This is a genomic window from Massilia eburnea, from assembly GCF_050709955.1.
GTDB lineage: Bacteria > Pseudomonadota > Gammaproteobacteria > Burkholderiales > Burkholderiaceae_D > Rugamonas > Rugamonas eburnea_A.
Genome location: NZ_JBNZFX010000005.1, coordinates 89,577 through 110,964, shown reverse-complemented (window position 1 = coordinate 110,964; position 21,388 = coordinate 89,577). Strand labels below are relative to the sequence as shown.

The 21,388-nt window shown below is 52.0% G+C and carries 23 protein-coding genes; 5 read left to right on the top strand and 18 right to left on the bottom strand.

What is annotated here, in order from left to right; genetic code table 11:
• Positions 1-15: 15 nt before the first annotated feature.
• Positions 16-678: a TetR/AcrR family transcriptional regulator gene (locus ACQ4MM_RS05365; RefSeq protein ID WP_431476403.1), complete on the bottom strand. Its 663-nt coding sequence runs from the start codon at positions 676-678 to the stop codon at positions 16-18.
• 154 nt (positions 679-832) lie between these two features.
• Between ACQ4MM_RS05365 and ACQ4MM_RS05360 the strand changes: the two genes are divergently transcribed.
• The 5 genes from ACQ4MM_RS05360 (at position 833) to ACQ4MM_RS05340 (ending at position 5,531) form a co-directional block, all read left to right on the top strand.
• Complete coding sequence (locus ACQ4MM_RS05360) at positions 833-2,155, top strand: AAA family ATPase (RefSeq protein WP_431476402.1); 1,323 nt, start codon at positions 833-835, stop codon at positions 2,153-2,155.
• Complete coding sequence (locus ACQ4MM_RS05355; RefSeq protein WP_431476447.1) at positions 2,152-2,697, top strand: AAA family ATPase; 546 nt, start codon at positions 2,152-2,154, stop codon at positions 2,695-2,697. The genes ACQ4MM_RS05360 and ACQ4MM_RS05355 overlap by 4 nt, the downstream gene beginning before the upstream one ends.
• Positions 2,688-3,725, top strand: a complete 1,038-nt coding sequence (locus ACQ4MM_RS05350; RefSeq protein WP_431476401.1) for a 5-methylcytosine restriction system specificity protein McrC — start codon at positions 2,688-2,690, stop codon at positions 3,723-3,725. Before ACQ4MM_RS05355 ends, ACQ4MM_RS05350 begins: the two co-directional genes overlap by 10 nt.
• 338 nt (positions 3,726-4,063) lie before the next feature.
• On the top strand, positions 4,064-4,918 hold the full coding sequence (locus tag ACQ4MM_RS05345) for a restriction endonuclease (RefSeq protein ID WP_431476400.1): 855 nt from the start codon (positions 4,064-4,066) through the stop codon (positions 4,916-4,918).
• Between the two features lie 43 nt (positions 4,919-4,961).
• Positions 4,962-5,531 carry a hypothetical protein gene (locus ACQ4MM_RS05340; protein ID WP_431476399.1) on the top strand — a complete coding sequence of 190 codons (570 nt, stop codon included), beginning with the start codon at positions 4,962-4,964 and terminating at the stop codon, positions 5,529-5,531.
• Here the strand turns inward: ACQ4MM_RS05340 and ACQ4MM_RS05335 are convergent, their stop codons facing one another.
• The 17 genes from ACQ4MM_RS05335 to ACQ4MM_RS05255 all read right to left on the bottom strand — a co-directional run bounded on the left by ACQ4MM_RS05335 (position 5,532) and on the right by ACQ4MM_RS05255 (position 21,341).
• On the bottom strand, positions 5,532-6,776 hold the full coding sequence (locus ACQ4MM_RS05335; RefSeq protein ID WP_431476446.1) for an IS256 family transposase: 1,245 nt from the start codon (positions 6,774-6,776) through the stop codon (positions 5,532-5,534).
• Positions 6,777-7,283: 507 nt separating this feature from the next.
• A complete protein-coding gene (locus ACQ4MM_RS05330; RefSeq protein WP_431476398.1) occupies positions 7,284-7,712 on the bottom strand; it encodes a hypothetical protein in 429 nt (142 codons plus the stop codon).
• 47 nt (positions 7,713-7,759) lie between these two features.
• Complete coding sequence (locus ACQ4MM_RS05325) at positions 7,760-8,269, bottom strand: hypothetical protein (RefSeq protein ID WP_431476397.1); 510 nt, start codon at positions 8,267-8,269, stop codon at positions 7,760-7,762.
• Positions 8,270-8,307: 38 nt separating this feature from the next.
• A complete protein-coding gene (locus tag ACQ4MM_RS05320; RefSeq protein WP_057262328.1) occupies positions 8,308-8,826 on the bottom strand; it encodes a hypothetical protein in 519 nt (172 codons plus the stop codon).
• An 8-nt stretch (positions 8,827-8,834) separates the two neighbouring features.
• The gene (locus tag ACQ4MM_RS05315) at positions 8,835-9,629 is read right to left on the bottom strand and encodes a DUF5984 family protein (protein WP_431476396.1); all 795 of its coding nucleotides are present in this window, start codon (positions 9,627-9,629) and stop codon (positions 8,835-8,837) included.
• 57 nt (positions 9,630-9,686) lie between these two features.
• Entirely contained in the window at positions 9,687-10,214 is a 528-nt protein-coding gene (locus tag ACQ4MM_RS05310) for an NIF family HAD-type phosphatase (protein WP_431476395.1), read from the bottom strand.
• Positions 10,211-10,453, bottom strand: a complete 243-nt coding sequence (locus tag ACQ4MM_RS05305; protein ID WP_431476394.1) for a hypothetical protein — start codon at positions 10,451-10,453, stop codon at positions 10,211-10,213. Before ACQ4MM_RS05305 ends, ACQ4MM_RS05310 begins: the two co-directional genes overlap by 4 nt.
• Before the next feature lie 3 nt (positions 10,454-10,456).
• Entirely contained in the window at positions 10,457-10,744 is a 288-nt protein-coding gene (locus ACQ4MM_RS05300) for a hypothetical protein (RefSeq protein ID WP_431476393.1), read from the bottom strand.
• Positions 10,741-11,109, bottom strand: a complete 369-nt coding sequence (locus ACQ4MM_RS05295; protein ID WP_431476392.1) for a hypothetical protein — start codon at positions 11,107-11,109, stop codon at positions 10,741-10,743. The genes ACQ4MM_RS05300 and ACQ4MM_RS05295 overlap by 4 nt, the downstream gene beginning before the upstream one ends.
• A gap of 15 nt (positions 11,110-11,124) precedes the next feature.
• Entirely contained in the window at positions 11,125-11,499 is a 375-nt protein-coding gene (locus ACQ4MM_RS05290; RefSeq protein WP_431476391.1) for a hypothetical protein, read from the bottom strand.
• A 43-nt stretch (positions 11,500-11,542) separates the two neighbouring features.
• Positions 11,543-12,001 (bottom strand): 3'-5' exoribonuclease, encoded by a 459-nt coding sequence (locus ACQ4MM_RS05285; protein WP_057262320.1) that lies wholly within the window; start codon positions 11,999-12,001, stop codon positions 11,543-11,545.
• A gap of 417 nt (positions 12,002-12,418) precedes the next feature.
• Entirely contained in the window at positions 12,419-12,808 is a 390-nt protein-coding gene (locus tag ACQ4MM_RS05280; RefSeq protein WP_057262318.1) for a hypothetical protein, read from the bottom strand.
• Positions 12,809-12,875: 67 nt separating this feature from the next.
• Complete coding sequence (locus tag ACQ4MM_RS05275; protein WP_057262317.1) at positions 12,876-13,289, bottom strand: hypothetical protein; 414 nt, start codon at positions 13,287-13,289, stop codon at positions 12,876-12,878.
• Complete coding sequence (locus ACQ4MM_RS05270; protein ID WP_431476390.1) at positions 13,279-15,153, bottom strand: TniQ family protein; 1,875 nt, start codon at positions 15,151-15,153, stop codon at positions 13,279-13,281. Before ACQ4MM_RS05270 ends, ACQ4MM_RS05275 begins: the two co-directional genes overlap by 11 nt.
• Positions 15,150-18,122 (bottom strand): TniB family NTP-binding protein, encoded by a 2,973-nt coding sequence (locus tag ACQ4MM_RS05265; RefSeq protein ID WP_431476389.1) that lies wholly within the window; start codon positions 18,120-18,122, stop codon positions 15,150-15,152. The genes ACQ4MM_RS05270 and ACQ4MM_RS05265 overlap by 4 nt, the downstream gene beginning before the upstream one ends.
• Before the next feature lie 208 nt (positions 18,123-18,330).
• Positions 18,331-19,119 (bottom strand): hypothetical protein, encoded by a 789-nt coding sequence (locus ACQ4MM_RS05260; RefSeq protein ID WP_431476388.1) that lies wholly within the window; start codon positions 19,117-19,119, stop codon positions 18,331-18,333.
• 1,013 nt (positions 19,120-20,132) lie between these two features.
• Positions 20,133-21,341: a hypothetical protein gene (locus tag ACQ4MM_RS05255; RefSeq protein WP_431476387.1), complete on the bottom strand. Its 1,209-nt coding sequence runs from the start codon at positions 21,339-21,341 to the stop codon at positions 20,133-20,135.
• Positions 21,342-21,388: the final 47 nt, after the last annotated feature.

Here is a 21,388-nt window from a genome sequence, read left to right as displayed (position 1 = left end):
TGGCTCCTGTCGCTCTTAACTCTGTGCCGGCGGTTTGTTGAAGCGGTGCAATATTCCGATTAGCAGCACGTCGATTAGTGCTTCCAGGTGGCGATTGAACTCGTCATGCTCGAACCACTCTTCGCCATCCCCGAACACCAGGCGCAACGACACCATGCCGTGCAAGCCTTCCCAGTAGATCTGGGCCATGGCCTCTACCTGCTCCACAGGAATTTGGCCAGTGGCAGCCAGATCGACGAAGAGCTGGCAGGCAAACGCATAGGGGTCTTGCGCCTGGTTGCCGTGCTCAACGCGCGAACTTGCCACCGGCGCATGCGGCCGGCGTTCGAGGAAGACCAGCGCGTACTGGTCGGGATGCCGCATGCCGAAGGTCACATAGGCCCGCCCCGTGCGGCGGATGTTCTCTAGCGGCGAAAGGTCCGCATCGGTGGCGTTGCGCATGGCTTTGACCAAGTCGAGCAGGTCGCTGTCCATCGCTTGGGTGATCAGCGTGGCTTTGTTTTGGAACAGGTTGTAGACAACGGTGGTCGAAAAGCCCGCCTTTTCCGCGACCTTGCGCAGCGTGATCTCGCGCGCTCCGCCAGCTTTGATCAGGGCGCGAACCGCCTTGATGATGTCCTTTCTCCGCTGTTCAGATTCGCGAAGTTTGCGCTGTTCTACGCTGTTAGATTTATTCATTCGTAAGATCGTTGAGAAGCACACGTGAGACTAGCATGCTAGTCAACTTTCGTTCAACGTATGAATTTAGCAATTGGCAGTCACCAACTGTTGGTAAATGTTACTCATGATAATATGTTTAACAATACCAACTTGCAGCTATTGCGGGCACAACGTGGCCAAAAATATCTTCGTATTTTCAGCGGCAGACCCCGCCGCCAGGACGAACTTAAAGATTTCTATCACGGCTGGAATCCCCGAATCTCTGATCCAAGAGAACTGCACCAGTGAAGATGTCGAATTTTTGAACAGTTCACGTCTCGATGGCGAGCTATATGCTTGGGGAGCTCAGCCGGGGCCCATGAACGATAAGTATTACGCCCAAGTCGAGCCAGGCGATATTGTGATTTGTGCATTTGAAAGCAAATACCAGTTTGTCGCCACCGTAACTCATAAGCTGACTAATCGTGGTCTGGCGACGGCGCTATGGGGGGCAGGGAGAGATGGGTCAACATGGGAGAAGATGTTTTTCTTAACCCGCCCACAAAAAATTGAAATTCCACTTGAGGAAGTGTCTGAGTATTTACCAAGGCAAGTTTACGGTTTCGCCCGAGTAGGTGGCGACAAGACCGCAAACATCCATCGGGACTTCGACTCGATTGACGAATTTGCTCAGCAGAAACTAACGTTAGATCGACCGCCTGCTAGTGTTTTCGAACTGCCAACTGCTACTGAATCAACAAATCAGTACTTCGTGCTTCGCAGTAATAAAAACAGCAAGTGGGCTGACCAAAAGGGGAGATCTTATCGCTTTGGCTCTACAGTGCCAAACTATACCAAGCTCATAAAGGGCGGCTACGTCGTTATCGACTCGAAAGATAAAGCTGGTGCGCGAGTAGTCGGCATTGGGCGGCTAGCACCCAGTAACGCCGTCCCTCCATTGCCTGATGAGCCGCTCCAGCACAAATACTTCGAAAGCGCTTTTCTCGAATGGGAAGAAATCGATGGGCATCCACCGTTTTCGAATGCAATAGTCTCGGAACTGGAGAAGCAGCAGGGATACAACAATCAACACGCAGTGCGCCCTGTATCCAAGGAGTTCTACGAAAATGTTCTGGAGTTCCTTCGCGAAGACAGGCACGTTGCAGCGTCAATCGAATTTTTCGAAATATCAGATGCACTGCGTGATCTCTTCATGGACGAGAGGGAATTTGATCGGGCGATTCGCTTGCTTGGATCAAAGAAAAATATCATATTGCAAGGTTCTCCCGGAGTCGGGAAAACGCTCGTAGCTAAGCGATTAGCATATGCCATGGTTGGAATTAAAGACGATCGCTATATCGAGGCTGTGCAGTTTCATCAGGCATATTCATATGAAGATTTCGTACAGGGTTTTCGACCGGACCCTACAACTGGTGGCTTTGCGATACGAAATGGTGTGTTTTACGAATTTTGCGAACGTGCCAGGAGTGAGCCAGAAAAAATTTCGTGTTCATGATCGACGAAATAAACCGTGGGAATCTAAGTAAGATTTTCGGCGAACTTCTAATGCTTATCGAAGCCGAGAAGCGCGATCAAGGCTGGGGCCTTAGGCTAGCATATGCGTCATCTACGGAGCGCAAGTTCTTTGTACCAAGCAATGTCCACATCATCGGTATGATGAACACTGCAGATAGATCGGTCACGACAATCGATTACGCGTTACGTCGTAGATTTGCATTTATTAAAGTGCGTCCGGGATTTGAGAGTGTTAAGTTCGGCGAGCATCTAATCCAAAAAGGCTGGCAACCAGCGTTCGTGGATGCAATTCAAGTTAAATTTGCAGAACTAAACGAGAGCATTGCGGCAGATCCGGACTTAAGAGACGGCTTTTGCGTCGGACATAGTTACTTTTGCGCGAATCGTCCCGAAGGCTGGAGTGACCAGCTCTACTATGGAGAGATCATCGAAACAGAAATTCGCCCACTGCTCGAAGACTATTGGTATGACAAAGACATTAGTGAGATAGAAGCGATTGTTGAAAAACTGTCATGGCCCTAGTTAAAGTCGAAAACCTCTATATGATGCTTGCCTACGCCTGGAATCGACTAGACCAGGCGAGACAAGTCAAATTAGGCGTCCTTCCCAGAGGTGATCTGCCCAATTTGCTTGCACGAGTCTTGGTTGTGTCAACTGAGCATCTGCTGCGTAGAGGGCTATGTAGACAATATGTCGGAATGGAAGAGGAAACCTTTACGCCGCGAGGCAAAATCAATGTAACGGATTCAATTAAACAACTTCATTTGTCTCGTCGGCGTGCCATCTGCGACATTGACGAGTACTCAGCCGATGTGCTGCCTAACCAAATTGTTAAGGCAACAATCATCTCGCTTCTTGCGTGCGAAGAAGTAGATCATAGATTGCGAGCTGAACTCTTCAAATTGAGTCAGGCGCTCGCATCTATTTCCACAATTGCCCTCTTCGGCTGGCACTTCCGCGGAGCTGCGGCAGTGCATCGATCTGGCCGTTATACATTGCTGCTTCATGTGTGTCGCATGATTCACGACGAAATGTTGCCCAGTGACGGAGAGGGCAAGTATCGATTCAGCGAATTCACCCAAGACGAGAAGAAGATGCGTATGTTATTTCAGGCGTTCGTTACTAATTTTTATAAGCACGAGTTACCTGAATTTGAAGTAAGCGCAAACTATGTTAATTGGGATGCTATTGGTGAGCCTTCCGACATAAAATTACTACCGCGAATGCAAACTGACTCAACGCTTCGCTCGCCTGAGCGCCATATTATTGTGGAGACCAAGTTTACGCCGAAGTTGTTCCAAGTTTACAAAGGCAAGAAATCTTTACAGTCTCAGCACTTATATCAGCTGTCGTCGTATCTATCGAACCAAGCAGCAGCATTGGAGAGTCATGCGCCGCGGCCTGAAGGCTTGCTACTTTATCCACAAACAGATGAGCCGCTTAAGCTACGGATGACTTTAGCGGGGCATCGCTTTACAGTTGCTACAGTGGATCTAAATGCTGAATGGGCGACGATACATCAGCGACTCACAAACCTTGCACTGTCCTGACAAATCTGGTTCGAAGAACGCCCGAGAACGGACGAAGCGATCAGATAGTTTCGAATTTTTCTGCACAATATCGACAGAAAAAAGTGTACTGGGGGGCGGCCCCAAACTACAGGCCTATCGGTGTTAGTTGCATGCTTACAATGTTCAGCATCTAAAAAAAAGTGCCCCAGGTTAATATTTTTTGCAATCTGGTACCATGAATAAGTTGAGGAGTGCTTGACTCAGTCTTGAAAGACTCTGCGGATCGTTTGTAAAAAGGTGAACTGATGACGGCGGGCCTGGGCCGCATATGATCCGTGTTGAGGCTATTGGTTCAATTTAATCGGAAGGTACTCTGAATGCGAAAACCCTCAATGAGGGCGTTAATAGAAATACTGAAGTGCCAAAACAAACATGCGCCCAAAATGTCATGGGAAGGACTAGAAGATCATGTCAAGCAGGTCTACGAATTCCTGTTGAGCATAGAAGGTGAAAACGTCGTTGTCGGTCGTAATGTTCAATTGCGAGGCAAAACGGGCAACTCTTACAAGCTTGATGTGTTTTATGAGTTTGAAAAGGCAGGCTTTCGCCATCGAGTCGCCTTCGAATGTAAGAATACAAAGCGGCCGGTTGAGCGAGCAGAAGTTGCCGTGTTCAAGTGCGCAGTTGACGAATTTCCTGGGATGACCGCAGTAATGATTTCTTCGGGGGGTTACCAAAGCGGGGCAAGAAAATTCGCAGATGATCACAGTATCCTCTTGCTCGAATTAGAAGACTTGCCAACGATTTCTCAGCTATTGGGTATGAGGTTGGAGATCGCGACGATGCCCGATGAAAAAGTAGTTGGAGCGCCATTTTGGTCAATCTATGAAGTTGAGACAAATGCACCCTATGGGATGCTGCAGGATGGGCGCCTGCTGTCTGTGCTGTTCTTCTCGAAGGCACAAGCGCTGCAGTACTTACGTGACAACAGGTTGGAAAAGGAATGGGTTGTGCGTGGAATGTCGCAGACCCACTTGCGGACCTTTATCTTGACTGTCGACGCATTGGATGGCCGATTCCTCATTGTGTTTGGACGCACTGAGGATGATGGAGGGTGGGGCGGTACCCTGATAGAGCGCGAAAAGCTGATTTCGGAGTTTTACGTGGACCCGATCCCCATACCGGCGGAAAGGAACGTCATGCCTCACTTAAGGGGAATCAAGCCATCCTGAGCACATGCAGAAAGAATGTTTTTATCACTTACAATGCGTATCAATGGATGACTACGATATGGAGGCACTCATATGGCTGCCTCCCGAATTTCCATATTTCCAGTTGCAAGATATTGCATCTTTACTTGAAAAGGCGGGCATCCTCGTTCCGGGATACATTCCTCCTGCAGTCGGCCTATACAACGTCGATGGCTTTATTCATCATGCTTGGGTGGACGAATGCGAAACCATCTTGCTTCCCGATCGGAACATCGTGTCAAGGTTGGCGCAGATAGCAAAAGGGGAATCTCTTGAAGGACCTGATTGTTGGCAGAAACAAATTGCCTCAGCAATCTTGGCTTTCGCCCAATGTCTCGATATCAAAATAGAGCCCTCAGTTGCATTCCATGAGCTAGCGCCCACACAGGGGAACGATGCGGCGCATGATGAGCTCGCGTGGTTCCGGGTTGCAGACAATGGCAATCCTCAAGAGTGGGTAGATGTTGCTCTCGGATTTGCAGATAAGATCGTCACAATAGAAACGCCGAAGAGAGTTGAAGCAGTTGATCTTGCAAGGCCCTTGAGACGTTGGGGACCTGTCAGGAATTTTGTGTGCCGGGGTCGCGGTTCGTAGTTAGTTAATCGCGTTGGTGAAGCGTTCCCCAAACAGAATGGCAAACTGATTGGCGGCCATCTTCCAGGTCCGCTGCGGCATCTTCCAATCTTTTTCGATATTGCGCAAGGCCAGATACAGCAATTTGGTCGCTGCCTCGTCGCTCGGGAAGTGGCCGCGGTTCTTCACGATCTTCCGCAATCGCATGTGCAGGCTCTCAATAGCATTCGTGGTGTAGATGATCGAACGTACTTCCGGTGGGTACGAGAAGAACGGAATCACCTGCTCCCATTGGCGCCGCCACATCGTCGGCACGGTCGGGAAGCGCTGCCCCCACGGGCCGTCTGCAAAGGCATCTAGCGCCGCCGCTGCCGCGTCGGCGTTAGCGGCCTGGTAGATCGGCTTAAGCGCAGCAGCAAGCTCCTTACGGTCCTTCCAGGACGCCAGCGTCATCGAGTTGCGAATCAGGTGCACGATGCAGGTCTGGATTTGCGCTTGCGGGTACACCGCCTCAATCGCTTCAGGGAAGCCGCGCAGGCCATCGACTACCGCGATCAGAATGTCTTCCAGCCCACGGTTGCGCAGCTCGTTGAAGACCTTCAGCCAGAACTTGGCGCCTTCGGTTTGTTCGATCCACAGGCCCAGCACTTCCTTGCGGCCATCGGCACGGATACCCAGCGCCAGATACACGGCCTTGTTTTTGACGGTGCCCTCATCGCGGATCTTCAGCCGCAATGCATCGAAGTAGACGATCGGGTACATCGTCTCGAGCGGTCGCTGCTGCCATTGCGTCACTTCGTCCATGACCTCGTCGGTGATGGTCGAAATCAGGTCTGGCGACACTTCGGTGCCGTACAGCTCCAACAAATGCGCCTGAATCTCGCGCACGGTCATGCCGCGTGCATACATGCCGATCACATGGTCATCGAAGCCTGGCATACGACGCTGGTGCTTGGCGACCAGCTTTGGCTCAAAGCTGGAAAGACGGTCACGCGGGATCTCCAGATCCAGCTCGCCGCCTGGCGCCAGCACGGTCTTGCGACTCTTGCCGTTGCGGTGGTTCTTTGCGTCGCCTTCGGTGGCGAGATGGTGGGTCAATTCGGCTGTCAACATGCGCTCGGCCAGCATCTTTTTGAGCTGGCCGGCCAGGCCTGATTCCCCGAGAATGGATTCAGCATCTTTGTTCTCGACCTGTGCCAGCAGCTGGTCGATCAGTTCAACGGGAAACGGGTACTGCTTCTTGGTTTTCGGCTTCTTTGTGGTCATTACGTCGGTCATGGACAATCCCTTTCGGTATTATTTCATGACCCCGGATTCACACTAAAATTCTGACAGGCTCGTTGATCGCTATAAGAGCAGTTGCGACCTAGATCGCTCCTAACTGAACTCATAGCCGGCGAGCTTTCCACCACGCCAGTCATCGTAACTATATGTCCGCTTACCCTTTAGTAGAGCGTCGACGTCACTAACCCATTTCTTGATGTCGCCATGATTCACGGTTCGACCTTTTGAAGCATACATCGCGATACGGGAAGTTGACTCATCTTTTCTCTTCAAGCCATACGTCATTCCAACAATGTAGTACAGCATATGTAGGAAAAACATTCGGTGCGGACACTTGTGGTCAGTGGCCAGCGAAATGAACAGGTCCACTTCGCCCGTCCAGGAGAGAAACAAGTCCCACTCCTCTATGGGCCACTCGGATCCCGAATAGGCCCAATCAGTTACTTCTTCGATGCTGGGATTCGTATTCGTCATGTGTCGCGATCGTTCTCAGCTTCCTGTTCCAGCAAACCCCTCTAATCCCCTGCTAAAGCGGAAATATTCGAAGGAAGCGCTTTGCAGGAGCGTCTTCAACTCAGGGCTTACAAAGTAGTATTCGTCATTCATTGTTAGCAGACGTGGTCCTTCAAGGTCCAGATCGTTGATTTCCTCCGGCTTGAAATACTGCCGCACGAGGATTCGAACATGTGTCTTGTATTCTTTGCCAGAAGCCCTATCGAACAATACAGCGTTCTCGCAGACGATACGTTGCACATCATTCTCAACAAAGAAGTCGGCCAGTCGCCGCTCCACGAGTAGGTAACCGAACCCTGGCAGAAACGGCGAGACTTCCGCGTCGTCGAGGATTTGAAACCGGCCGTCATCAAGCTCGAATAGCCGAACTGTTGGCTCGCGACTCTCAATCAGGTAAGGAAGCATCTTCTCAATATCCGATAACTCTCAAGTTTAAAAGCACGAACCACACGTCATACTGTTGAAAGCGCGAGCACTTTATCAGAAAGAATCACACCATCCTTCTCGTGTTCCCCATGGCGCCATGAGGCGTCCTCATAGCGAAGGTAATACTCATCACTGCGCGCCGCTATCGCCAGATTTCTTAGCACTGATAGGAATCCCAATAGCGTAAAGGTTTGGCTATCAAAGTCTTGTGGGAAGAAGGTAAGCTCGCAAAATACTCGATCTGTCTCGACCCAGTGGAAATAGGCTTGGATATGCTCAGGGTTGCGTCCACCACGCCAGACAGTGCTCAGTGAGCCGTTTGGTTGCCGAAGAGTGTTTTGCATCACGGTGCCTGGGACTTCATCACCTTCACCCGTCATCGCCTGCGCCAATGTCCAAGATGACTCTAGAAGCTCCAAAATACCAATGGCCCCGGACGTAGAGATGTTTTCTGCGAAGTTGATATCTCTGCACGAACCATCACAGTCCAGGAGTGCAGCCTCAACGCTGCGGAGGATGGGGTGATCTAAGCTCATTGGAGACTTCTTGTCAATGTGGAGGTCAGCTTATGCCGCTATCGGCATTGAGCTTCGATGCCCTGAACAAACAGCGGAAACTCTGCTTGCGCGTCTTGCAGCACCTGCGTAGCAGTGCGGGCAGGAGGTGCGTTCCTAAGAGCGAACGATTCCAACTCGGGCTGCGAAACGCGAGGCGCATCTGAATATGATGCAGCTTCGTAGGGACCTATCCCCGCTGCGAGAAGCCAAAGATAGTCGTAGAAATTGCGAGCCACAACTGCAGTTTCACCTTCAGAACCCAAGAATACAACCGGCTGCGCTAACAAGTCAGAGCCGGGGCGCACTGTCCAGAAGGCGACATACCCACCTGTGCCATCTTGACCAAACACACGGAACTTCGAAGCATCCGCATTTGGATTGCCGGTCCAAGCCTGGAACCAGTGAGCCGTATCTTCGATCGACATGAACGTATCATGGGGCTCAAAGTCGATGCCGTCGCCGTCCGCATATTCGAATGGCAGTTGATTAGCCAGACTCACCAACTCTGGCAAGACATCATTTTCATTCAACGACATTGATACTCCTATTCAGTTTCGATGTTCCTGGCGGCGGAAATTGCCAGAATTGCTCGCTCAACTTCATCCCACGGTGTGCTGACGATATTGCTAAGGGCAAGTTTAAATGCGTTCTGACGTTCCTCATGTTCAGCCTGCAGTTGCTGAAGATCGATGCGTATTTCTGGAGGAAGTGCTCCTGAGACCACCTGGCTAATGCGAACTGCCATCTGCTCGATGAACCTGAAATGGAAGGACTCAATCTCCTTGATGAATTCATCGCGTGGAATCTGGAGATGGCCCTTAACTGCTGTCCAAGCGAGCTTGCCATCAATGACTTTTTGGCTGTTATCCCACTCAATGTGCACGTTTTTCTCGTCAGACCACATCAAGATATTGGCTGATGGCGACAAGTATGCAGAGTCAAGAAATCGGTTATGCGACAGTGAGCCAGCAAGATCAGCTAGTCGCCAGCATTCATCCTCATCAAGCCAACTGGCCTGGTCGCTCGCCCAGCGAGAACGCGTAGCTTCCCATGCATGTCCAGAATCCCCTGAAAGGTATTGGACCAATGCGGGAGGAACTGGCTCCATGATTGATGGGAGCATGTCGAGGATGTCCTCAAGAAGGCGAACGATCTGGTAATCGCAATATTGGCCTGCACCTGCCGTGCGGGCGTGCTCACTATATTCGAACAGCGATGTCTCGCCGAGGTCGATCCAATATTGACCATCGGTTAGACCAAACCACGATAGGCTCAGATTGTTTGGCGCACCCCATGGAATCACGTCCTCGAGGGGAGTCAATTGGAAATTAATCCGCATAGGTCATCCCAGGTAGTTCATCTTGGCGCCAGCATCCATGTAGCCATAGACCCATGGCTATTCTCCCAAATCTTCAGAATCATCAGCGACTGCTAATTGTCCGACGCGACGAAGCAGATCATCGGCCAATGCCAGAAGTTCTACGTCATCTTGCTTTCCCATGAAAGGCGCAATTCCAAGATGATTCCTTGGCTGCCGCGCAATCTTCTCGGGGGAGTCGTCAACAATAATGATCTGCTCGACCTCGTACCCTTGGCTTTGAACTTTTCGCAGGTCTTTGATATAGACGTACCCGTTCGACTTGGGATGAACTCGCTGGACGCATCGGTCGATGGCCCAAGCAAATTTCACATCGACCTGAGTGCCGAACACGTTCTCCACCACGACATCAACGTATTCACGCGATGACGACGACCATACTGCGATGTCGTAGACCTGGCAAACCTGGGACAAAAGCTCTTTCAGGAAAGGACGTTTGTAGACGTGATACCCATGCCAAACAAAATCGGCTGGGTGTGGGAGCGACTCAGTCCTCGCATGTACGAGTGTTTCGTCCAGGTCAAAAATCAGTAGCTTGCGCTTCATTGCTTCACCAGTTCGAGATCGACGTCCTCCGGGCTAAACGCCATTAACCACTGAGTGATGCCGTTACCGTCGCTGCATTCCAACTCATAGCCGGGAGGCGAAGTATAGACTTCGATAATCGTGGCGACATCGCCAATGGCCGGGGCGCGCAAATTGAATGCATCATCAAGCGCACCTATTGCCGCTCGTATTTCTAGCACGCGGACCACATCATACTGTTCGAATTTCTTTGTCTTCATTGCCTACTTCGAAAACTGGACTTCAACTTCGAGCGCGTCTGACTTCAGGAACTTAGATACCTGTATCTGGGCACTCGGAACGATGCTCGGATACTCGTCGTCCAAGTAGGCGGATACTTCCGCCTCCGGCCAAGGCCCCAACGAAGCCTTATAGTCTTCAAATTCTTCCTGTATGACTCGCCAGTCCTGGTAGTCCTTTTTCGACAGAAGAAGGCTCGACTCCGTGAAAATTATGTGCAGCATCGTTGCTGTCGTTTCTGGATTGCTTGATGGTGGGGTCTGGTTGCTCATTGGCCCTGGGCTTCCTGCCAGCCGGCGTCGATACGTTCGATGACCTTCCCCGAGGCGAAAAATCCACCATCCAATAGTTCAAACCTCACGCCAGGTATCACCACATCGACGAAGAGCTCCGGTGCGATTACGACGCATCGTACGACCGCTACTTCATCCTTTTCAAACACTGCAGCGGAATCGACCCACATTCCGACAGTATTGAGTCCATCTACTCCGTCCATCCGCATTGGGACGCGTCGGTGCAGCGTTTCGTCGAATACGAAATTTCTCCGACGGTCTTCTCCATGCTCCTCGAAATGGAACTTGATCTCGGCGACAAATTGTGGAATAGGTGGCATACGCAGGGGGCTTATACGGCGCAATAAAATTCCTTGTAATTACACGTCGTAGCTGAACGTCGTGACCTGGAGCTCTGGCTCGACCCACAGACGAAATCCGTAAGGGGCCGGCCGGGTGTTGTCGTATCGTCCGGAGAACATATTGGCAGCTGCGAACTCAATGAATTTTCCGTCCTTAGCACTCACGACCCTTGCCCCAGGGCTGTTTAGAAGATTGAGAAGGACAATGGGGGTGCTCACTCCTGCGCATCGAACCGCAAGCTCAACGTCGCCGGCAAGCGGCCAAATCATCAGTGACATGGTCAACGGGCTGCGATCGACTTGATAACTGTAGGAGATTCCATCCTCCTCCTCGATGGGAATGACCCCAAGGGCATCAAGAAAATCTAGCGGTTCCCAAGAAAACTCTGGCATGCAAAATCCAATGAAGTAAGGCGGTCCGTTCGAATCGGAAAATTTATGCACGTTCCCTAAACGCATAGCAATTTGCTTTTGCGTCGTTCAGTGCATGGTGTTCAGGCAATCCTGTTTGCTTATGGTAGTCGTACCGGAGTAGTTCGCTAATACGGTCATCGACAAGGCGCGGTTCACACCATGCAGGGAGTTGCCCCTGAAGTGCTTCGTTCAACAAAGTCCAATCAATTGCCGAATCATAACAAATTACCAAGCCCTCGCTTCGCGGTTTAACTAGCCGCAGCCAATCATCCAACCTCCTGAATAGCTCGCTTTCAGACATTTGAGCATATGGGTCATGACCGAGCAATGGAAGTACAACCTCCTGAACAAATTGGCTGCAGTCCTTCTTGTGATACGGCAGCTCGGCATAGAACTCTTCCCCTGTTTCTGCAACGAGGCCCAGGCTCACTAGTCTAGGTTCAAGAAGATCTGTGAACTCAGTGTCGATGAAAATATTCATAGCAAGGACCGGTCCTCGTTCTGAAAGAGTCGCAGCCATTCATCCATGGAGATAAAGGTCTCCTCAGCCTGGTCATGAAAATATATCCAGCCGCCGCACGCTTTGCTTAGTTCGATGAGGTCTTCTCTGTGTTCTGAGCTGAGTGGGAACTGACCGTACTTAAAGGGCCCATTGAGGACCAACCGCCACAGTGCGAATTCCAGTCCGTCCATCCAGGAAGCGCAATAGGCGGCCTCGGATAGACACGAAATGTGATTTGCCAGTTCCAGTTGCGTAGGGGTTAGGTCACTCAGCATGATGTAAGAGCTGGCTTAGAGGTCAAAAATGGTTCCATGGAAAATGGGCATGTGTGATTGATTCTTTAAACTTTTCAATGATGTTCCCAGCCTTTTTGATGGCATGAAGTGCTTCAACCGATCACTCTTTGCGTCGCAAAATCATCGTGCCCGCTGAGGCTGTGATGATTTCAAGATCGTCATCTACGTTCCATCCGATCCGAGCCAGTAAGTCGATTGGAAAAACGATAATCGCATCTCCTGTCCCATCGCCAGCATCCTCGATCACCACTTGCCAGACTTTTCGCGGTTCTGGCAAATGCTTTCTTAGGATCGCCAGGAGCTCGTGATCTGCATCTGGCAATGCCAACCATTGAGCGCACCAGGTGTCGGAATAATGCGCCCAGGCCAATACGATTTCGTCATCGTCGACCTGGATGCCTGCGGTACTTAGGCACCGTCGCATACGCTCCACCGAGTCCGAAAACTGAATAGCTAGATCCAGTCGTTCGCTATGAGTCGGAATCGCCATAAAGCCTCCGAAAGAGTCGAGTGCTCATGCCCGTCCCCTCATTCCACAGGACGTGCGCAAAAGTTCCTCAGGCCACATAAGTGCTCCTGTACTTTTCGGCGGCCTGAAGTAGTTCTTCGCGTCGATTCAATACGTCTTTCGGCGCCACAGGAGACTTGCCGGCATCGTCAAGTGGGATCCAGCCATTGGGGAAATGGAACCAGGCTGCGATCGCCCAGCTTTCCACCAGCACCAGGCGCACTAGAATCTCTCTGACGACAGGTAATGGTTCAAGATGTGCATTGAACTGGTAACGTGCGAAATAATGTGCGCCGTCTCGCTCAACGCTAAAGATGCGCCGTTGCCGTTCCAATTCATATGCGGAATGGCCAGACCGCATGTCCTGCAACTGACGATCAAGTTCTTCGGCCGTAAGCCAGTCATCGCTATGAAAAATCAGATCCTGCGTTGTCCGCAGCTTTTCTGGGCCTTTAGTCGACATGTTCGCCTCTCGAGGTTTCATTGGATTTGCGCGAGATGCTACCGACCAGGCCAGCCAGTCGCCCTAGGTCGGAAATACGAATCAGGCCGCCGCGTGCCGCACCATCTGCTTCGTGCGTTTGGCCGACGATGACAATTCCCTTACTTTCCAGGTGTCTGGTCACGGCCGAACCCTTGCTTCCCATTGCGGCTGCAATTTCGGAGACCGGAATCCATTTGCGACGGAAGTTCGCCAGGCCTTCCACAGTCACGACACGTGAACGTCGCCCCTGCAAGATGACATTTTCTGACTCGAGCAAGTTCTGATGGGTCCAGCCGGCGATGCTGTGATACTTCCAACCAGTAGCTTGTGCCAGTTGGCTTAATGTGAGGCCTTCGTCCAATGCCGCTGCTCCCAGGTACTGCATCACTTCGTCAGCTGGGAAAAGGAACCCTGCCAGTCCCTCATTTTCACTTCGTCCGGTCGGTTTGAGATCGCCAGAGAAAATCGCCCGATAGATGCGAACCAAGGCTTTCAAGTCGACCGTCCTGCGCGCATCGATCTGGTCAAGCCGGAACGTTCGCCGCGTGGCTCTTGCCTGGATGGCGCCCCCCAAGTATTCGCGTAAGCCGATCAATTGCTCCTTATCGAATGGACCGGCCTTGAACACGGTCTGAGCCCATTCTTGGTCAGGCGTGACGATATCCGCATTGACGAGGTGTCGCAGAACCGACTTGGGAACGCCCAGGAAAGCGCATGCATCTGCGGGAGTCATCCAACTGGCGCGTAACTGACGTGCTGTTTCGCATTGTTCGCGAGAAATCATGTGCACCGCGTAGTTGATGCCTTCGCAGCCCGTCCGAACGTGGATTTGTTTGCGCTCGATGGCTTCTTGAAGCGCAGGCTTACTTACGCCGATCAACTTTGCTGCCTCAGCGACCCCGAGATACTGCCGGCGTCGTTCCGGCGAAGGCGATAGGCCAGCTTGGCCGCGCATGAAACCATCGAAATTATCAAAAACGGCGTCTGAGAAGATCTCCCAGATTACAGGAAAAGCCCCAGACTTCTTGCAGATTTGCTCGAGTGACCTGTACCAGGAGCCAAGCCTTCCATGCAGATTGAACGCATCTTGATTGCCGGCGGCGAAGCGCGCCTTGATGTGCGCGGTAAGTCGAGGATGCAGGTCCTCGAGTATTTCGAGAATAGGCTGAATCAACGTAGCGGCATCGTCGATAGTCTTCGGCCGGATAGCGGAGCCAGGTTTGATCTTGATTTTTGGGTCAGAGCGAATCGACATATGGAATATCAGATCAGCGAGGTGGCGATAGTCGTCCTCATTGCCAATTTCGTCTACGAACCTTATTGACCGCATGTCACCAACCATGCGGGCGCTTGACCAGCTCTGAATTGGTGTAGCTTCTGTTGGACTGGCATTACGTAAATCAAAGCCGCAGTCGCAGGTCGCAATGCCCGCCCTAGTCGTCTTCAGCATTTCGTGGCACTGTGGGCAGCGATCAATGAGCATGCATTGGTGCTCTGGACACGCTACGACCAGGCAATGCGACCATACTTTCTTCAAACGCTCTGCCTCCTGGAGGCAGTGGACACATACAGGCTCGTACATCGTGCGCTCGTAGAAGTTTTCCGCCAATTGTTGCGGCTGTTTTGGGGATGCGGAGTGAACTTTGCTTGCAGGGACACCCAAGGAATTTAAGATTGCGTCAATGTCGTTCACCAGTGCTGCATTGGTGAATTTGAAACCTGCAGCCTGAACTAGCTCGCGTGAACCTGGGTAGCCGTTACCTATGGCAAGGCGGCGCAAATACCCACGCAGGCTTTCACCTGCCACTTGGTCTGGAACGTAAAGTAATCCGGTCACGCTCATGCCTCCTCTTGATGGGGATGAGCACCCGTACGGTCGGGGTGAGGGTGAAGACGATCCAAGATCACGTCGTACAGGGCAAGCTCTGAACTGAAAACCTCCATCAGATGATGGTCGTCAATTTTGTCCTGCTGGAACGGCTTTGCATAACCGTTGCCTGGTAGATTTCGTGTCAAGCTAGCTTCGCGACAAAGTTCGCGAGTAATTTCACAAGGTGCGGGCGCAATTGTGGCAAGCGATGCGAAGAAGGCTGCGAGTAGACCGATATGTCCGGCGCTGGCCGCGTAGCAGTGGCGAACCATGTTATCGAACGGCATCGTGAAAGTGCAGCCGTGCTCCTCGAATTCTGAAATGTATGCGGCAACGCAGTTTGCAAAGGCCTTTCGATGTTTTGCATCATCGTATCGGTAAGGTGAGAAGAAGATGGGTTTTCCGACGCGGTTACGCAGTTGCGGATTGTCGTCAATCAGACGCGCCAATCGTGGCACACCAGCCAGCACAATGCCTACGTTCACAGCATTCTTATAGAGCACCTTGAACCAATCTGAGGCGGCTGCAGAAACAATCCTGGCGCCCCGCTCGACTAGGTGGTTGGCTTCGTCAAAGATAATTACACGTACGTTTGCCAACTTCAGCTGCTTAAGCATGAATTGCTTCAGGCTGTCTTCGTTTTTCATGCTTTCCGGGACAGGAACGCCAGTTGCGCGGATAACGGCTTTGTCGAGGGCCTTAGCGCCCCCACCGGAAGGCACGTCTACTAGCAGCACTGGGATGCTCCGTCGGCCGCCTTCTGAAACTGGAGGATATTTGCGCGTTATCGTTTCAAGGACCTCACTCTTCCCGCAGCGCGACGGGCCAATGAGCATCTCGAAGCACGGATTGAAGCCCCGTAGCGTATCCTGGACACAGCGGTCAACCTGCGTCAGGACGTCAGTAAAGATCAAGTGATCGAAGATCGTTGTTTGGACGTTCTCGCGGATTAACTCGCCGGCTCTAGTTGCATGCTTCATTTGGTGGCCCCTTCCAGATTTTTTGTGTTTAACGAGTGGTTCAACTGCATCAGCAGCAACAAAGGTGTCGAACGATGGGTCAAGTGCGGAATTACGTTTGAGTGGATTCTCTTCAGCCCGTGCCTGCGCTTGCTTTGCACGCTCGTCGTCAAACGTTGCTTTCCGATCCGCGTCTTTGGTCTGTTTCCTGGACGGCTTCCCAGTCGATCGCGCAATCACGTCACTCTTGAACTGTGCTCTGAATGGCGACGGATTGTGCGCGGCACGCTTCTCTTTCTTGCGCTGTTTTGCGACGTCAAAGGAATATGCCGGGGTGTTGCTATCCACCTCGGAATTGACCAACTCAACCCACTCCCGAGTCTCTTTATCAGGAACGTAAATGGTTCGGAAATCGTGCGGGTTGTAAAAGAAATCTACCTTGTGATCGGGACCATACTGGTGGATCAAGTGAGGGAGATTTTCGCCCCGGAACGTGAACCGCTCAAACGTGATTCCGGTCCTTGCCGATAGTGAACCGGTCGACTTCATGAAGCGCGCACGACGCCAATCTTCCTGCGTTGGGCAGAGCGGAAGTACGTTTTCGCTTTCGAATTTTGCCCAACGCTCCGCAGGCGTGACTCCTAGGCACTTGTCGACCTCGTGTTCGGCTGTTATGAACCGTTCGAGCGGAGTGTTGGCCCAGCATTCGTAGTACCAACGTCCGATCCAATGACCAATTTCTTCGAAGGTCATGAGGCTGTCGTCGTTGAAGGCATTCTTTGTCCTTTCGCCATCCTTACCTTGGAAGCGAGTGCAGCCGGGCATTGTCTCCAGTGCTTCTTTCAGCGAACGGTTCAGGCGTTCGACAAATGGCTTGCGATGGCCACCATGGACTTCTGCCCATTGGAGGTTGGTGCCGAGGATGGTTAATCCTGCAAGGCGCGGCTTCGAGTTCTCCGGACCGTTGTCAAACACGATGTTCATTGGTAATCCATATGGATCAACCGTGAAGTTGACACCCATCTTGGTAAGCAAGTCAGCCTTGGGAAAAATTGCTCGACCGAGACAGGAATAGGTGTCGTCTGTCGTCGGTGATGCTGACATTAGCCACCAGCCCAGTACCATTGAGGTCTCACAGTCGATAGCGTGCATGAGCCATAAGTGCTCAAACTTCTTATGGCCACGCAGGTAGACAAATGGAAGCTTTACGGTGTCGATCTCCACCCGGTTGAGTGGGGCACCTGGCTTGATCCGTACTTTTGCGATGGCTTTCTTGGATTTAGCGATGCTAGGATGAAGCCGCTTGTAGTCCCCATGATCTGGGCTCCAGTTGTTCACCAAGAAGTTTCGGACATACTTTCTGCTGACCGCCTTGTCCCTGCCAAGAATTCCCTCTGCCCAAGCTATGTCATTTACAGTCTCGGTTAGCTTTGGAATGGAGAATCGGGAATGCACCACGGCATAGAGATCATGGATAGCCTGGAGAATGATTTCCTTCATGCGCGGGTGATAGCGCTCCGTGCGATTTCCCCGAGCCGCGTAGTTTGGCAACATGGCGAGCAGCTCGTCGTTCCCCATCTCTGCGATGCGATAGGCCTGCCGTTCAGAGCACATCGATCGAGTTTCACCAGTCGCTAACGTAACAAGTGACTCGCTGAGTTTATTAATCGCTTTGCGAATGGAGTTTCCTTTATTGACGAGGTCGTTGATTCCCTTTCTGATGGCATCAAAGTAGAGAAACTGGGCATAGGAAGGCCTATCTACTTCTAAATTCTTTATCCGACCTCGTGTAGCTGCGGCTGCATTGGACGTCGCTTCCCCATCCGAAAGCTTGCGGCGCAACTGCTTCAAACTCATGGATCGCATCGTTTGAGTTTTGAAGTCAAAGAGAATGACTGAGTCGCGGCCTGGGTCTAGACTTACGACTTCTAGTTCGACCCCGTTGAGCGAGATCACATCATTCTTGTTCAGGCGTCGTGTCATTTGGCGGCCTCTTCTTTGCTAAAGTTTGTGATGTGCGACGGTTCGTTGTTCGCGGTATGGATAAATGGAATTGGTCGGGGATTGGGCAGTACGCGGATCGCAGCGTTGGACAAACGCATGTTTATTGATTGGCCGTTACGCTTGCTTTCCATAGCAAGGTTCGTGGCGGGGGCATGCGAAGCGCTTGTGTTGTTACGGGGTCGATGGATCATTTCGTGTCTCCAATGAATTCCAGGACCGCGAGGTGCTCCAGGTCCCCATGAGCCAACCAGACTGGTGTGCTCGCACCGAGCGGGGCGATGGAAATGTCGGCGGCCACCACTCCATGCAGCACAAGTGCAGGAGCTTCTCGGAGTGACAGCCCCGCCAACTGAGCAACGTGGCCAAGGCTCGACACTGCATCGCCCAGCCCGGTCTCGATGGCGCTCAATTGGCTTTGCGTAATGGTCTTCTTGAAGTTCCGTTGGAAGGCCGCCAAGAGATCGGCGTTGTGCACTAACGGTGCGCTTGGCGCGTATACCATGGAGATGACCTGAAAGTGATAACCACGGGCGCGAAGTAGTTCTTTGGCCTTTTCAACTTTGCGCCAATATTCCTCCTTGCATGGAAAACGCGGATCTTTTACTTCCACGACGATTCGTCGTCCGTCGATTAAGTTGAAACAGAAGTCTGGTGTGTATTCGCGCTGGCGTGCGTCAGACCGATCGCGGGTCATGCGATGAAGTTTTCGTTCCTCTGGCGTGCGCAGGAGTTCTCCGGAGACCACGTCAATGGTGAACGGTTGAGGGGCATTGGAAAGAACATAAGGGTCGAGTCCTGCGAGCTGACCGATTGTCTTTTCAAGTGGACTCTCTGCTGGGCAAATTCCGTGGGCTTTCTCGCACAGATACATCTGTGCGGGGCGTCCGCCAGTCTGTCCAAGGATCCGGCTTCCTTGTTCGACGGAGCTGGGGAAACCCCGTGGTTTGCGCTTGTGAGTGGTTGCTTGGGTAAACACTTTCTTGCTTTCCTTCTGTGACGACTGCGTGCTGAGCAGTAGGTGTTAAAAATTTTGGACGAACGAGGGCCTATGCAATCGCGCATATCTCTTGGGTATAACTGCAAATTCTCAGCAGTTATACCGTCCGCCGACCATTGGGTTATGGTCGTTTTTCGGCATTAAAACACTAAAGCAATAAAAATGGAAGATGACTTAAGTCATTGATTTAATGGTATTTTTGTTGCGCGCAACGGGCTAAAAATATACTTTAAGCATGAAAAAATGACATTAAAATTCAGGGAATTATTTTTAAAAAATAAGAGATTGCTTTTTGATGGCAAGAAAACGCAATAAAACATAAAGTTGCATAAGAGGCAATTGCTCGCCACGTCGTGCAAAATATTTTTTTAGGCCACCTTCATGTGGCGTAAACGCCAAAGTTTGACGGTGGAAAAGTGCCTGAATGCACGTTTAGCGCGATGACACGACGCGCCAACGGCTGCTGAGTGACCTTATGTTGGCTGGGGGGCGTTGCCCGGATGACGGTTGGCACGTGCAGCGAGTGCTAAACTGGATATAGTGGAAGCCGCATCCGACGGGGCAATCAGATTTGGGAAGTTTAGGAAAACTGAGCATGAAGCCGACGTTCTACTCCGAGTTCATAGCTGCCGCCAAGCAAGGGCCTCGCTTGTTCTTTGCGCCTCTAGTCGGTGCGATCAATGCCGTGCTTGATGAGCTACAACGGATTTCACCTAGCGATAGTGAAGCAAGGGCGGGAACGGAGGCATCGGCATCTAAGAGAGACAGTCTTCGCAAATAGCCAGCGCCATGTTGCGCATCAGTTGTGGCTCGCCATTGTTCGTGTGCATGGTCAGAAAGTTTCGGCTAGTCCAGCGCACTGGGCTTGGTTCTTGATGGTGAGGTGAGCGATGCTCTCGAGTCGGTGAGACGGCATCGTCTAAAACGTACGAGTTAAGGACGAAACCGATTCGATCGGGTTGAGCCGTAGGGAGTGCAAGAAGGCACAACTTCTACCCTCGTTCGTGCGGAGTCTTCCAAGCAAGGAAATCTTCGAGCGTCGGCCGCCGCCCTTCGATCCTCTTAGCCGCGTCTATGAGCATATCGAGCCGGGCTTTGCTTTCGTCGCTGGCGTCAGCTGCCTGCATAGTAACCGCTTCGATGAGCCGGTCCAAACGATCCCATCTTTCACACCGGACCAGGAGTGTCTCAAGTTCATTGCGGCTGGCCTTTTCCGCTTCTTCTCTCTTGCGTTGCAGCTCTTCTCTTCGCCATTGCTCCTGCTGCGCTTTCCATCTCATGTCTTCGGCCTCGGCGCGCTGTTTGCCAGTCGCGATGGCTTCGGCGGCTTCAGCTTCACAGGCAATCACCTCTTTGACGAGTGCAGTGACCTTCTTTAGGAAATCACCGGGATGACGTTCCTTCCATTGGCGCGACCATTGAGCAGTGTAGTAGGACGAATAGGCCTGCAGGCAAAGCCGGCCAGAAGGAATGTCTTTAACTGACCGCCAATGGAATTGCTCCCAGTGGGCGCCCTTCGGCATAACGAAGTCTGCCTCTTTGACGTACTCGCCATCGCCCTTGTATCGCATTGCAGTGGCTTCAGTGATCTCGAAGATCGTCAAGCCAATCGGGGTGCCGTTGACATACAGGACGGTTTTGCGCGCCGGCCCCCACAGGTTGTTGTAGCTGGGCTGCTTCGTTGGGGTGTCTCGTGTGTCAACTTCGGGTCTGCAGACGGACTCGTTCAGCGCCGCCAAGATGACGCGATGCCCTTTGCGCTCGAAGGCATTGAAGAGCTCGTTTGCTAGCGACAACGCGGGATCAAGTGATTCCGTGGTCACGACCAGGTCGACCAAGTTGCGCTTGGCCGGCTTCAAGTAGTTGCCTTCCCTGGATAAGTTTCCTGCCAAGAAGTGAGGTTTCGCCGTGGCGATGAGATCATGCGGCCCTTTGAGCGAAGCCTTAGCGGCTGTCCGCCTCGCGGCAACCGTCGTTTCTAGCCGGGCATCAGTTGGTCCTTGAATTGCCACGCCCCCACCCCCTGGATTCCAGGAGATTTCGTCGCCAGGTAGAGCTTCTGGCAAATCTGCTTTAGGGGCTCGCTGGCCGGCCGCAATGCGCGCCCAATAGCCGCGTTCTGGGCGTGGCACGTTGAGGCGAGTGCATACACGCGCCAAATAGCTGGATGACACCCCAAACTCTTTCGCGATCTTGAGCATCGACTCTTGCCACACCCGGTCATACAGCTCAGATCGCGAGACCATGG

What these genes read in the sequence shown, in the direction of transcription:
- ACQ4MM_RS05365 (WP_431476403.1), bottom strand. Translation starts at nt 678, where the DNA reads ATGAATAAATCTAACAGCGTAGAACAGCGCAAACTTCGCGAATCTGAA.
- ACQ4MM_RS05355 (WP_431476447.1), top strand. Translation starts at nt 2,152, where the DNA reads ATGATCGACGAAATAAACCGTGGGAATCTAAGTAAGATTTTCGGCGAA.
- ACQ4MM_RS05350 (WP_431476401.1), top strand. Translation starts at nt 2,688, where the DNA reads ATGGCCCTAGTTAAAGTCGAAAACCTCTATATGATGCTTGCCTACGCC.
- ACQ4MM_RS05345 (WP_431476400.1), top strand. Translation starts at nt 4,064, where the DNA reads ATGCGAAAACCCTCAATGAGGGCGTTAATAGAAATACTGAAGTGCCAA.
- ACQ4MM_RS05340 (WP_431476399.1), top strand. Translation starts at nt 4,962, where the DNA reads ATGGATGACTACGATATGGAGGCACTCATATGGCTGCCTCCCGAATTT.
- ACQ4MM_RS05335 (WP_431476446.1), bottom strand. Translation starts at nt 6,776, where the DNA reads ATGACCACAAAGAAGCCGAAAACCAAGAAGCAGTACCCGTTTCCCGTT.
- ACQ4MM_RS05330 (WP_431476398.1), bottom strand. Translation starts at nt 7,712, where the DNA reads ATGCTTCCTTACCTGATTGAGAGTCGCGAGCCAACAGTTCGGCTATTC.
- ACQ4MM_RS05325 (WP_431476397.1), bottom strand. Translation starts at nt 8,269, where the DNA reads ATGAGCTTAGATCACCCCATCCTCCGCAGCGTTGAGGCTGCACTCCTG.
- ACQ4MM_RS05320 (WP_057262328.1), bottom strand. Translation starts at nt 8,826, where the DNA reads ATGTCGTTGAATGAAAATGATGTCTTGCCAGAGTTGGTGAGTCTGGCT.
- ACQ4MM_RS05315 (WP_431476396.1), bottom strand. Translation starts at nt 9,629, where the DNA reads ATGCGGATTAATTTCCAATTGACTCCCCTCGAGGACGTGATTCCATGG.
- ACQ4MM_RS05310 (WP_431476395.1), bottom strand. Translation starts at nt 10,214, where the DNA reads ATGAAGCGCAAGCTACTGATTTTTGACCTGGACGAAACACTCGTACAT.
- ACQ4MM_RS05305 (WP_431476394.1), bottom strand. Translation starts at nt 10,453, where the DNA reads ATGAAGACAAAGAAATTCGAACAGTATGATGTGGTCCGCGTGCTAGAA.
- ACQ4MM_RS05300 (WP_431476393.1), bottom strand. Translation starts at nt 10,744, where the DNA reads ATGAGCAACCAGACCCCACCATCAAGCAATCCAGAAACGACAGCAACG.
- ACQ4MM_RS05290 (WP_431476391.1), bottom strand. Translation starts at nt 11,499, where the DNA reads ATGCCAGAGTTTTCTTGGGAACCGCTAGATTTTCTTGATGCCCTTGGG.
- ACQ4MM_RS05285 (WP_057262320.1), bottom strand. Translation starts at nt 12,001, where the DNA reads ATGAATATTTTCATCGACACTGAGTTCACAGATCTTCTTGAACCTAGA.
- ACQ4MM_RS05280 (WP_057262318.1), bottom strand. Translation starts at nt 12,808, where the DNA reads ATGGCGATTCCGACTCATAGCGAACGACTGGATCTAGCTATTCAGTTT.
- ACQ4MM_RS05275 (WP_057262317.1), bottom strand. Translation starts at nt 13,289, where the DNA reads ATGTCGACTAAAGGCCCAGAAAAGCTGCGGACAACGCAGGATCTGATT.
- ACQ4MM_RS05270 (WP_431476390.1), bottom strand. Translation starts at nt 15,153, where the DNA reads ATGAGCGTGACCGGATTACTTTACGTTCCAGACCAAGTGGCAGGTGAA.
- ACQ4MM_RS05265 (WP_431476389.1), bottom strand. Translation starts at nt 18,122, where the DNA reads ATGACACGACGCCTGAACAAGAATGATGTGATCTCGCTCAACGGGGTC.
- ACQ4MM_RS05255 (WP_431476387.1), bottom strand. Translation starts at nt 21,341, where the DNA reads ATGCTCAAGATCGCGAAAGAGTTTGGGGTGTCATCCAGCTATTTGGCG.